10 protein-coding genes are annotated in these 11,531 nt (G+C 67.0%); 8 read left to right on the top strand and 2 right to left on the bottom strand.

Annotated elements, in window-relative coordinates; genetic code table 11:
* Positions 1-9: 9 nt before the first annotated feature.
* The gene (locus GM1_RS12435) at positions 10-837 is read right to left on the bottom strand and encodes a tyrosine-protein phosphatase (protein ID WP_008379301.1); all 828 of its coding nucleotides are present in this window, start codon (positions 835-837) and stop codon (positions 10-12) included.
* Between the two features lie 78 nt (positions 838-915).
* Between GM1_RS12435 and GM1_RS12430 the strand changes: the two genes are divergently transcribed.
* The 8 genes from GM1_RS12430 (at position 916) to GM1_RS12395 (ending at position 11,240) form a co-directional block, all read left to right on the top strand.
* Positions 916-2,151 (top strand): esterase/lipase family protein, encoded by a 1,236-nt coding sequence (locus GM1_RS12430; protein ID WP_008379300.1) that lies wholly within the window; start codon positions 916-918, stop codon positions 2,149-2,151.
* Positions 2,152-2,235: 84 nt separating this feature from the next.
* Entirely contained in the window at positions 2,236-2,988 is a 753-nt protein-coding gene (thyX, locus tag GM1_RS12425; RefSeq protein WP_008379299.1) for an FAD-dependent thymidylate synthase, read from the top strand.
* 38 nt (positions 2,989-3,026) lie between these two features.
* On the top strand, positions 3,027-3,929 hold the full coding sequence (gene dapA / locus GM1_RS12420; protein ID WP_008379297.1) for a 4-hydroxy-tetrahydrodipicolinate synthase: 903 nt from the start codon (positions 3,027-3,029) through the stop codon (positions 3,927-3,929).
* Position 3,930: 1 nt separating this feature from the next.
* Positions 3,931-5,745 (top strand): ribonuclease J, encoded by a 1,815-nt coding sequence (locus GM1_RS12415; protein WP_008379294.1) that lies wholly within the window; start codon positions 3,931-3,933, stop codon positions 5,743-5,745.
* Between the two features lie 2 nt (positions 5,746-5,747).
* Positions 5,748-6,380 (top strand): TIGR03085 family metal-binding protein, encoded by a 633-nt coding sequence (locus GM1_RS12410; RefSeq protein WP_008379293.1) that lies wholly within the window; start codon positions 5,748-5,750, stop codon positions 6,378-6,380.
* A gap of 97 nt (positions 6,381-6,477) precedes the next feature.
* Positions 6,478-9,297, top strand: coding sequence for an FtsK/SpoIIIE family DNA translocase (locus GM1_RS12405; RefSeq protein ID WP_008379292.1), 2,820 nt, complete (start codon positions 6,478-6,480; stop codon positions 9,295-9,297).
* A 174-nt stretch (positions 9,298-9,471) separates the two neighbouring features.
* A complete protein-coding gene (locus GM1_RS12400) occupies positions 9,472-10,455 on the top strand; it encodes a TerC family protein (protein ID WP_008379291.1) in 984 nt (327 codons plus the stop codon).
* An 83-nt stretch (positions 10,456-10,538) separates the two neighbouring features.
* The gene (locus GM1_RS12395) at positions 10,539-11,240 is read left to right on the top strand and encodes a hypothetical protein (protein ID WP_008379290.1); all 702 of its coding nucleotides are present in this window, start codon (positions 10,539-10,541) and stop codon (positions 11,238-11,240) included.
* A gap of 4 nt (positions 11,241-11,244) precedes the next feature.
* Here the strand turns inward: GM1_RS12395 and GM1_RS12390 are convergent, their stop codons facing one another.
* Complete coding sequence (locus tag GM1_RS12390; RefSeq protein ID WP_008379289.1) at positions 11,245-11,523, bottom strand: YciI family protein; 279 nt, start codon at positions 11,521-11,523, stop codon at positions 11,245-11,247.
* Positions 11,524-11,531: the final 8 nt, after the last annotated feature.

Below are 11,531 nucleotides of genomic sequence, written 5' to 3'. Positions count from 1 at the left end.
ACGGTCCGGTCAGCGCAGGAGGCTGGCGCGGAGAGAGTTGATGTCGGCGTCGGTCAGGCGCAGACCCTTGCGGATGTAGCCGTCCATCGAGCCGTACTTGCGGTTCGCCGCCGCGAAAGACGTGTTCAGCAGGCCGATGTTGACTCCGTTGAGGACGTCGTTCGGCGATGCGTGACGGAATCGGTTCGAGGCGAGGAAGTCTGCCTTGATCGTTCCGCGGTCGACGCCGAGGATCGTCAGCAGTGTTGCGGACACCCAGCCGGTGCGGTCCTTGCCCGCTGAGCAGTGGAACAGCGTCGTCTGTCCACGTGCGGCCGTCGATTTGATCGCGAGGAGTGCACGGCGGATCTCGGTGCGGGCCTGCTTGTCGGTGACAAAAGCGGAGTAGGCCTTCTTCAGGTCGACGAGAGCGATCGGCGGCAGTCCGCCGAGGACGTCGGCGTTCACCGTGCGGGCGCCGGGAACGGATCGGTTCGCCTGGAAACGCTTCTCGAGTCCAGTGCGCAGATCGACGATGGTCGTGACGTGACGCTTGGTGAGCTTGCGCGTGTCGGCTGCGGTGATCTTCGAGAGATTGTCGCTGCGCAGGACGCGATCGTTGACGTGCTTGCCGCCGAGCCCTCGGTAGCCGTCGAGAGTACGAGTGTTCTGTGTTCCGGTCAGTCCGATCTCACGGCCGGGTGTGAAGACCGCCGACGACAATGCCGGGTTCGCGCCCGGAGTCGCCGCCGCGGGCGAGACGACAACGGTCGCGGCAACAGGTGCGGCGAGAAGCGAGGTGGACAACGCGATCGCCGCGGTACGACGACGGAGGGAGAAAGTGTTCACGACGATCATGATGCACCTGATCCGCGACCCGCGCAGGGCAACTGTTCCCGCAGACAATATGAGTGCACGCATGTACACTCAATTCTCATGACCGCAGTTCACGATACGCTCTCCGACGTTCGCACCGACGAAGTGCGTGCGCTCACCGACCTCGCATTCACCGAGATCGGGGTCGCATTCGGAGGAGTGCACCGCACACATCGCGGCATCTCCGACCGTGTGTTCCGCTGCGTCGGACTGGTCGCGGGCCGAGCGTCCGATCCGGTCAAGACGGTGCACGACGCGATCACCGACGGTGTCTACTCGGCGATTCGAGCAAGCACCGGCACGGCGGCGACTGTCGGAGGGGCGGTCGCCGACCTGCCGCTCGCGGTCCCGCCGTCGCACACCCGAACCGGTGCCACGGTCATCGCGGCGGTCACCGGACTCATCGGCGACGACCTCGCAGACCGTCGGTCCGTTCTCGCCGACGGTGGGGTGACGCTCCGAGTGGACGGCGCCCCGGTGGAGTTCGGAAACGATGCGGTCGCCGCGGCGTATCCGGGGGCGACGGGCAAGATCATCGTCTTCGTGCATGGACTGATGGAGACCGAGCACGCATTCGAGATCGGGGAGGGGCCGCACTACGGGCCGCTGTTCGCCGAACTAGGCCACACTCCCGTCCACGTCCGATACAACTCCGGCCGCCACATCTCGGTGAACGGCCGCGGACTCGCGCAGCGTCTCGACCGACTCGTGCAGGACTGGCCCGTCGACGTCGAGCAGATCATTCTCGTTGGACACTCGATGGGCGGACTGGTGGTGCGCAGTGCCGTTCATCACGCCGATCAGGTCGGCCATGGCTGGGTCCGCCACGTCACCGCCACGGCGAGCCTCGGAACTCCACACCTGGGCGCGCCGCTGGAGAGCCTCGCCCACTACGGCAGCGCCGCGCTGCTGGCGTTCCGTGAGACAGCGTCGTTCGGCACGCTCCTGCGGCGGCGGAGTGCCGGCATCCGGGATCTGCGCGGAGGCAGCCTCGTCGACGCAGACTGGGAGAACCGCGACCCCGACGAACTCGGCGCGGCGATCGCCCAGGAGATTCCGCTGCTCCCCGGCGTTGATCACTACTTCGCGTCGGCGACGATCACTCGCTCGCCGCGCAACCCGATCGGCCGTCTCATCGGCGACGGGCTCGTCCTGCGGCCGAGTGCGAGTGGGGAGAACCGCGCCCGCCGGATCGGATTCGACCCCGCAAACGGAGTGCACCTCGACCGCGCCCATCATTTCTCGCTGCTGGCGAACGAAGACGTCGCGATCGCGCTGATCGACTGGGTCGGCTGACGCCTGCGTCCGACGCTGCGGGACAATGGCGCGACAGGGTCCGGCACTCGCCGGACCGCAGATCCGCTTGTCAGGAGTCCAACGGTGTCCGAACTCGTGCCGCTCAAGGTGCAATTGGTGGCCTCGACGCAGTTCACGCCGCCCGCCGACATCGACTGGAGCACGGACACCGACGGCGGGGAAGCGCTCATCGAGTTCGCCGGACGCGCGTGCTACGAGAGCTGGGACAAGCCGAACCCGCGTACGGCAACGAACGCCGGATACCTGCGACACGTCCTCGAAGTGGGGCACACCTCCCTGTTCGAGCACTCGAACGTCACCTTCTACATCACGGGCATCTCCCGGTCGTGCACACACGAACTCATTCGTCATCGACACTTCTCGTATTCGCAGCTCTCCCAGCGCTTTGTGCCCGAACACGACTCCAACGTGGTCGCTCCGCCCGCGATCAGGGGAGACCAGCGTCTTGAAGAGTTGTTCGTCAAGGCCACCGACGCGTCGCGGGCCGCGTACACCGAACTCCTGACCGAGCTCGAAGCCAAGTTCGACGACGTCCCGAACGCGATTCTGCGACGTAAACAGGCCCGTCAGGCGGCCCGCGCGGTGCTGCCGAACGCGACGGAGACCCGGATCGTCGTGACCGGCAACTATCGGGCGTGGCGCCACTTCATCGGCATGCGCGCCACCGAGCACGCCGACGTCGAGATCCGCCAGCTCGCCGTCGAATGCCTTCGGCAGCTCACCGGCATCGCGCCGACCGCTTTCGGAGACTTCGAAATCGGTGAACTCGCGGACGGAACCCACGTCGCGACATCACCCTTCGTTTTCGAGGGCTGACGGTCGATCGCACCCGCCCAGGCGGTAGCCTGAGCGGCATGGAAACCGCAGACGCAGGGCGCGTGAAACACCCGTTTGGAACGGTCTCGGTGGCAATGGTGACCCCCTTCACGTCGAAGGGTGAGGTCGACTTCGACAAGGCGGCTGAACTGGCCGACCAACTCGTCTCGCGAGGCTGTGACGGCCTCGTCGTCTCCGGCACCACAGGAGAGTCTCCGACGACCACCGTTCCCGAGAAGACCGAACTCCTCAAGGTCGTCCTCGACGCCGTCGGCGACCGCGCCCGCGTCGTCCAGGGCGCAGGCAGCTACGACACCGCCGAGACGATCCGCCGCTGTCGCGACGCCGCAGAGATCGGTGCGCACGGACTGCTCATCGTGACCCCGTACTACAGCAAGCCGCCGCAGGCAGGCGTGTACGCGCACTTCACCGCCGTCGCGGACGCCACCGACCTGCCGGTGATGCTCTACGACATCCCGCCGCGATCGGTGGTCCCGATTGAGACCGAGACGATCCTGCGTCTGGCCGAGCACCCCAATATCAAGGCCGTGAAGGACGCCAAGGGCGACTTGCACGCCGGCGCGACGATCATGGCGCAGACCGACCTCGAGTTCCTGTCCGGCGACGACGGCATCAACCTGCCGTGGCTGTCGGTCGGCGCCTCCGGATTCGTCAGTGTGATCGGCCACCTGGTCCCGGACCGGCTCGCTGCCTTGCGTGACGCGGCGGCGGCAGGCGACCTCGACCGAGCGCGTTCGCTCACCCGCTCGATGGCGCCGCTGGTCGACGCGATGGGTCGGCTCGGCGGAGTGACGATGGTCAAGGCCGCACTACGGATCACCGGCCTCGACGTCGGCGACCCGCGACTGCCTCAGGTGGCTGCGGACGGCCCGCAGATCGAGGCGCTCATCAACGATCTGCGCACCGCGGAGGTGATCTGACATGGCAGGCTCACAGCGTCGTCGTCGCGCCGGACGTCCGGCAGGACCTCCGAGCGAGACCCAGAAGCCCACGAAGAAGGCCGGCCCCGCCGTTCCCGAGGCGACGGGCATCGGGGTCACCGGCGACATCATCGACCGCCTGACCGCGCCGAAGCCACTGGTCAAGGGCGGCCTCCGCGTTGTCGCACTCGGCGGCATCGGCGAGATCGGCCGCAACATGACGGTCTTCGAGTACGACGGCAAGCTGCTCATCGTCGACTGCGGTGTGCTCTTCCCCGAAGACCAGCAGCCGGGCGTCGACTTGATCCTTCCCGACTTCAGTTACCTCGAGGGACGCACCGACGACATTGAGGCCGTCGTCCTGACACACGGCCACGAGGATCACATCGGCGCCGTCCCGTTCCTGCTGAAGCTCCGCTCCGACATCCCCGTCGTCGGTTCGCGATTCACCCTGGCACTGGTCGCCGCGAAATGCCGCGAGCACCGTCTGCGGCCGAAGCTCATCCAGGTCGCCGAGGGCGACCGCCAGGACTTCGGCGCCTTCGACTGCGAGTTCTTCGCAGTCAACCACTCGATCCCGGACGCCGTGGCCGTTGCGATCCGCACTCCCGCAGGCCTCGTGCTGCACACCGGCGACATCAAGCTCGATCAGCTGCCGCTCGACGGCCGCCTCACCGACCTCGCGGGCTTCTCGCGACTCGGTGACGAGGGCGTCGATCTCTTCCTCGTCGATTCCACAAACGCCGAGGTCCCCGGCTTCGTGACGCCCGAGCGCGACATCGGCGGCGTCCTCGACAACGTGATCGGCAAGGCCAAACAGCGGGTCATCGTCGCGTCGTTCGCGAGCCACGTCCACCGCATCCAGCAGATCGTCGACGTCGCGCACCGCCACGGCCGCCGCGTCACGTTCGTGGGTCGTTCGATGGTCCGCAACATGCAGATCGCGCAGGATCTCGGCTACCTGTCGGTGCCCGAGGGTGTCGTCGTCGACATGGACACGGCCGCCACCCTGCCCGACCACCGCCTCGTCCTGATCTCGACCGGCTCGCAGGGAGAGCCGCTGTCTGCGCTGTCCCGGATGGCTCGTGGTGAGCACCGGCAGATCAACGTGCGCGCCGATGACCTCGTCGTCCTCGCGTCGTCGTTGATCCCCGGCAACGAGAACTCGGTGTTCGCCGTGGTCAACGGGCTTGCGAAGCGCGGCGCAACCGTCATCACGCAGGCCAGCGCCAAGGTTCACGTGTCGGGCCACGCGTCCGCGGGCGAACTGCTGTACCTGTACAACGCGGTCCGGCCGTCCAACGCGATGCCGGTTCACGGGGAATGGCGGCACCTGCGCGCCAACGCGGCACTCGCCGAGGCCACGGGCGTGCCCTCCGACCGCATCGTGTTGGCAGAGGACGGCGTGGTGGTCGACCTCGTCGACGGTCGCGCGCAGATCACCGGCCGGGTGCCGGTGGGTCACGTCTACGTCGACGGGCTGTCCGTCGGCGACGTCGGCGACTCCACTCTGTCCGATCGCCTCGTTCTCGGTGAGGGGGGATTCATCTCGATCTCCGTCGCCGTCGACACCACGACCGGTGTCGCGGTCAGCGCCCCGAAGGTGGACGGCCGAGGCTTCTCCGACGACCCGACAGCGCTCGCCGAGGCCGTCGTGCTGGTGGAGAAGACGCTCACCGAACTCGCCAACGAAGGCGTCACCGACACGCACCGGATCGCACAGGCCGTCCGCCGAGTGGTCGGCCGCTGGGTGGCGGGCAAGTACCGCCGCCGACCGATGATCGTGCCGACCGTGATCGCCGTCGGAGACGACTAGCGGTGTCCCTCGCCCGAGACGAACGCGCGGCTCTCGTCGCGACGCTCCGGAACGTCGGTCCCGACGCTCCGACGATGTGTGAGGGTTGGACGGCCCGTGACCTGGCCGTCCACCTCGCCATCCGGGAGCGACGCCTCGACGCGGCGGCCGCGATGATCCTTCCTCCGCTGTCCGGGCACGCTCGGTCGGTCGAGGCGTCGTATGCGGCGAAGCCGTGGCCGGTGCTGATGCGGACGGTGCTCGACGGTCCGCCCTGGTACTCGCCGTTCCGGCCGCTCGACTCGGTGCTCAACCTCGCTGAGATGTTCGTCCATCACGAGGATCTGCTGCGCGGGGGAGCGGACCCCACGGGCCCGTTCCTGCCGCGGAAACTGTCGTCGGCGATGAACCGGGCGCTGGAGACTCCGCTGTCGCTGGTGGGACGTCTCACGCTGGCGAAGGCGCCTGCGAGAGTGACCCTCGGGTCGCCGGACGGGCGGGAACTGTTGACCGTCGGTCGTGGGGAATCGGTCGCCGTGACCGGCTCGGTCGGCGAATTGCTGCTCTTCGCATTCGGTCGCGCGCCCGTCGACGTGACGGTGACCGGACCGCAGGCTGCGGTCGACGCCGTCCGGAAGAGCGAACGGTCCGTCTGACGCCGGCGAGGCCTCAACGTCACGAAAAGAACACGACCTGTGCCGTTCCGGTGTTGCGGGTGTGACTGTTGTGACGCAGGGGCACTAGTCTGGACCCATGGCTTCTCAAGCAACCACGCGTCGACGTGCGGCTGCCGGCACCTCCACGCCTCGGGCGGCTGCGAGCCGGAAGCCCGCAAGCAATCGGCAACCGCAGAAGGATCGTGCACAGAAGGGTCGCGGCGGGCAGCCGCAGTCGCGCGCACGCAAGGCGCCCGCGGGTCGGCAGGCGCCGCGCACTCCTGCCAAGTCTCAGGACCTGCATCGTCCGTCTGTCGTTGTGACTGTCGGCCACGGCGCCGCATCCGCGTGGACCATGCTCGCCAAGGGGATCGGGAACCTCGCGCGAGTCGGGTCGCACCGCGATGACGAACCGTCGGCCCGGCGCGACGGGGTGGCGCTGGCGATTCTGTTGCTCGGAGTCGTCGCCGCCGTCGGAGTCTGGTTCCATGCGCTCGGACCGGTCGGTGCGTTCATCGACACCCTGATCAGGGCCTGCGTCGGATCGCTCGCGTACGCGGTGCCCGTGGCCCACCTGGCGCTCGCGGTGTGCCTGATGCGTTTCGCGCCGAACCCGGACCGCCGTCTGCGCAATGTCGGCGGCACTGTGCTGCTCTCCATCGCTGTACTCGGGATGACGCATCTGATTCAGGGCGCACCCCGCGACTACGACGGCCGAGCCGACGCGGCGGGCTTCGCGGGCTACGCGGTAGGCGGTCCACTCACCGATGCGGTCACCGTGTGGCTGTCGGTTCCGGTGTACCTGGTGGCCGCTGCGTTCGGCGTGCTCGCATTCAGCGGCCGCACGCTGCGCGACGTGATCCACGGCGCACAGGAGTACCTCGGACTCGGCCGCGACTACCGCTACGGCGACGACGATTACTACGACGACGAGTACGACGACTACGACGAGTACGAGGACGACATCGCAGACGACGATGTCGACGCCTCGCCGGACCCGGCTCCGTTCGACATCGGCGACTCGTTCGACGACGCCGACGACGGTTACGGCGATCCGTACGACAACTACCCGCCCGACGAGCGTCGTCAGCCACAGGAGCGACGCGCACGCGGCGACCGGCCGACGCGGGAGCGGCCCACTCGGACGAGCAGTCGTGCGGACCACGACCGCGCGTCTCGGACGTCGCCGTCGGTGTCGGGTCGGCGCACCGCGGGGGAGGACCGTGACGCGCACATGCCGGATCTGGTGACCGAGCCGATCCTGCCCGACACACAGATCACCGAGCCGATCGGGCCGCTCGCGGACCTGGATCCCGTACCCGCTCCGGTTGCCGAACCCGCGCCGCGTCGACGTCCCGCGCGTCGTGAGCCGGCGCCGACTCCGCCGCCCGCACCTCGCGCTCCCGCAGCGCCGCGTGCGAACGACAGCGGTTACGAACTACCGCCCGCCGATCTGCTGATCGCGGGAGACCCGCCGAAGACGGGGAGCTCGGCCAACGAAGACATGATCGACCGGATCAACTCCGTCCTCGAACAGTTCAAGGTCGACGCGGCCGTGACCGGCTACACCAGGGGCCCGACTGTCACGCGCTACGAGGTCGAGCTCGGACCCGCGGTGAAGGTCGAGAAGATCACGCAGCTGCAGCGCAACATCGCATACGCGGTCGCGACCGACAACGTGCGCCTGCTGGCGCCGATCCCCGGCAAGTCGGCCGTCGGCATCGAGGTGCCCAACTCCGACCGCGAAATGGTGCGCCTGGCCGACGTCCTCGACGCGCCGAGCACCAGGCGTGACGATCACCCGTTGATCATCGGCCTCGGCAAGGACATCGAAGGTGATTTCGTCAGTGCCAATCTGGCGAAGATGCCGCACCTGTTGGTCGCCGGTTCCACCGGCTCGGGCAAGTCGAGCTTCGTCAACTCGATGCTCGTGTCGCTGCTGACCCGCGCGACGCCCGAAGACGTTCGGATGATCCTGATCGACCCGAAGATGGTCGAATTGACGCCGTACGAGGGTGTTCCGCACCTCATCACGCCGATCATCACCGAGCCGAAGAAGGCTGCCGCGGCGCTCGCATGGCTCGTCGAGGAGATGGAACAGCGCTACATGGACATGAAGATGTCCCGGGTGCGTCACATCAACGACTTCAACGAGAAGGTGCGGTCGGGTGAGATCAGCACACCGCTGGGCTCCGAGCGCGTGTACAAGCCGTACCCCTACATCGTGGCGATCGTCGACGAGCTCGCCGATCTGATGATGACCGCGCCGCGCGATGTGGAGGACGCGATCGTCCGCATCACGCAGAAGGCGCGTGCAGCCGGCATCCACCTGGTCTTGGCCACCCAGCGCCCGTCGGTCGACGTCGTGACCGGTCTGATCAAGACGAACGTGCCGTCACGACTGGCCTTCGCGACGAGTTCGCTCACGGACTCCCGCGTGATCCTCGACCAGCCGGGCGCAGAGAAGCTCATCGGCATGGGCGACGGACTGTTCCTGCCGATGGGCGCCAACAAGCCCATCCGCATGCAGGGTGCGTTCATCACCGACGAGGAGATCTCGGCGGTCGTCGAGTTCACCAAGGAGCAGTCGGAGCCCGAGTACACCGAGGGCGTGACCTCCGCCAAGGCGTCGGACAAGAAGGAGATCGACTCCGACATCGGCAACGATCTCGACGACCTGCTGCAGGCGATCGAACTCGTCGTGTCCAGCCAGTTCGGGTCGACGTCGATGCTGCAGCGCAAGCTGCGCGTCGGCTTCGCGAAGGCCGGACGACTCATGGACTTGATGGAGACACGCGGGGTCGTCGGGCCGAGCGAGGGATCCAAGGCGCGCGACGTTCTGGTGAAGCCGGAGGACCTGGCCGGGGTGATCGCATCCATCACCGGTGGCGGGTCCGACGACGGTTCGCTAGACTGACGGTGATCAGGAGGGGAGTATCCCCTTACCTATGGCGTCTCCGTCAATACGGACGTGCCGCGGACATCCGCCGATCGGATGTCGGGCTCGCTCCCGGAGCGCCGCCGTCACTCCGATGACGGTGGGAGAGACCTCCAGCATCGCTCAATCGAGCTGAACGCTGGAGGTTTTTTCATGCATGTTTCTCTGACCACCTGGATCGTCACCGGGTTGGTGATTCTGGGGCTCTTCGTCTTCGACTTCTTCGCCCACGTCCGCACGCCGCACGAACCGACACTCCGTGAGTCGGGATTCTGGTCGGCTGTCTACATCGCCATCGCCATCGCCTTCGGCGGATTCGTGTGGTGGGAGTGGGGCGGAGTGTACGGCGGGGAGTACTTCGCCGGGTACGTCACGGAGAAGGCGCTGTCGGTCGACAACCTGTTCGTGTTCGTCGTCATCATGGCGAAGTTCGCGGTCCCGAAGATCTACCAGCAGAAGGTCCTCCTGCTCGGCATCGTGATGGCGCTCGTGATGCGCGGCGCGTTCATCGCAGTCGGTGCGGCCGCGATCAACACCTACAGTTGGGTGTTCTACCTGTTCGGGCTGTTCCTGCTGCTCACCGCCGTTAAGCTGCTCACCGAGAGCGACGCGCCCGTCGAGCACGAGAAGGAGCGCGAAGGCCGCCTCGAACGAATGGTCAAGAAGTTCTTCCGGACCTCTGACACCTACGACGGCGACCGTCTGATCACCAAGGTCGACGGCAAGCGCATGATCACCCCGCTGCTGCTGGTCTTGGTGGTCATCGGCTTCACCGACGTGCTCTTCGCGCTCGACTCGATCCCGGCGATCTACGGCCTCACCCAGGAGCCGTACCTGGTGTTCACCGCCAACGCGTTCGCGCTGATGGGACTGCGCCAGCTGTACTTCCTGCTCGGCGGACTGCTCGACAAGCTGATCTACCTGTCGTACGGACTCTCGTTGATCCTCGCGTTCATCGGCGTGAAGCTGGTGCTGCACGCACTGCACGAGAACACTCTCGGCTTCATCAACGGAGGCGAGTCGGTGCACGTCCCGGAGATCTCGACTCCGCTCTCGCTCGCGGTGATCGGCGGCACCCTACTGGTGACCACCGTGGCGAGTCTGGTGGTGTCCAAGCGACGCGACGCGTCGGTCTGATCAGACGAATCTGCTCCGACTCCGCGACGGTCGGATCACGGAGGGCGTAGCTTCCTGGTGGACGACCCACCAGGAGGCTCCTCATGAAGTTCACTCGTCTGTGCTCCATCGCGGTCGTCGCGTTCACCCTTGCGGCGACCGCGACTGCAGTACCGGCCGTCACTCACGCGGAGCCTGCCGCCGGATCGGGCATCCGGGTGGCAGCCGCCACCGACGACTGGCGGTGCACGGTCACCTTGACGATGAAGAACTACACCAATGCCCACAACTGGTACACGCTGGACTACTGGTTCGCTCAGGAGGACCAGCCGTGGGCGCCCAGCGACGCCGAATTGATCAGTGGCTACAACAGGAATCCCGGTTACCCGAATCCCTTGCCGGCGCCGTGGCGGCTGATCGCAGGCGCGAAGGAGGCGGTGGGGCGGTACACGCCGCCGAACGATGAGGCCGCAGCGGCGAACCTCGGATCCCTGCGCAGCGCCGTGCCTGCCGACTTCCCAGCTGAGCAGCGGTACGGGTACGGCGGCGTCTACACGAACTTCAACGCCTCGGCTCTGACGACGCCGTACACCACGAAGGTCACGTTCGATCTGCGGACCGTCACCCCGGCCCCTCCGGTCACGAGCGACGGTACGTACACGATCCGGTACCGCGTGTACCTCGGCCCGCAGACTCAGGCACTGGCGTTCTGGAAGCCCCGATCGATCACGGTTCGCGGCTGCAAGACCCCGACTGGCAGTTCCCTGGGCAGTTCCGACGGCTCGTGGGGATCGTCGGTGGGCTGACGGGTCAGAACGGTCCGAAGACCTGCTTCCATTCCGTGACGCGGACGGCGGCGACAGCGTCGGCGAGAGCGAACGGGTCGCGGCCGAGCAATTCGCGTGCGGCCTGCTCGTCATCCGCGGTCACCATGAGTGCCGCGCCGGTGCCGTCGACGAACGGGCCGACGAACTGGAGTTCACCGGTCTCGTGAAGGGCTCCGAGGAACTCGCGGTGAGCGGGACGGTGTTCGTCCCGGACTGCGGCCTTGTCGGCGGCGTAGGTGTACTCGACGTGGAACAGTGGCACTTCGGTCT

Source organism: Gordonia malaquae NBRC 108250 (genome assembly GCF_000344135.1).
GTDB lineage: Bacteria > Actinomycetota > Actinomycetes > Mycobacteriales > Mycobacteriaceae > Gordonia > Gordonia malaquae.
The sequence above is the reverse complement of the archived record's forward strand: the minus strand, read 5'-3'. Positions and strand labels throughout refer to the sequence as shown.

Bases quoted from the DNA above. Each gene is read 5' to 3' on its own strand.
- GM1_RS12400 (WP_008379291.1), top strand. From the start codon at position 9,472: ATGCATGTTTCTCTGACCACCTGGATCGTCACCGGGTTGGTGATTCTG.
- GM1_RS12415 (WP_008379294.1), top strand. From the start codon at position 3,931: ATGGCAGGCTCACAGCGTCGTCGTCGCGCCGGACGTCCGGCAGGACCT.
- GM1_RS12395 (WP_008379290.1), top strand. From the start codon at position 10,539: ATGAAGTTCACTCGTCTGTGCTCCATCGCGGTCGTCGCGTTCACCCTT.
- dapA (WP_008379297.1), top strand. From the start codon at position 3,027: ATGGAAACCGCAGACGCAGGGCGCGTGAAACACCCGTTTGGAACGGTC.
- GM1_RS12405 (WP_008379292.1), top strand. From the start codon at position 6,478: ATGGCTTCTCAAGCAACCACGCGTCGACGTGCGGCTGCCGGCACCTCC.
- GM1_RS12435 (WP_008379301.1), bottom strand. From the start codon at position 837: ATGATCGTCGTGAACACTTTCTCCCTCCGTCGTCGTACCGCGGCGATC.
- GM1_RS12430 (WP_008379300.1), top strand. From the start codon at position 916: ATGACCGCAGTTCACGATACGCTCTCCGACGTTCGCACCGACGAAGTG.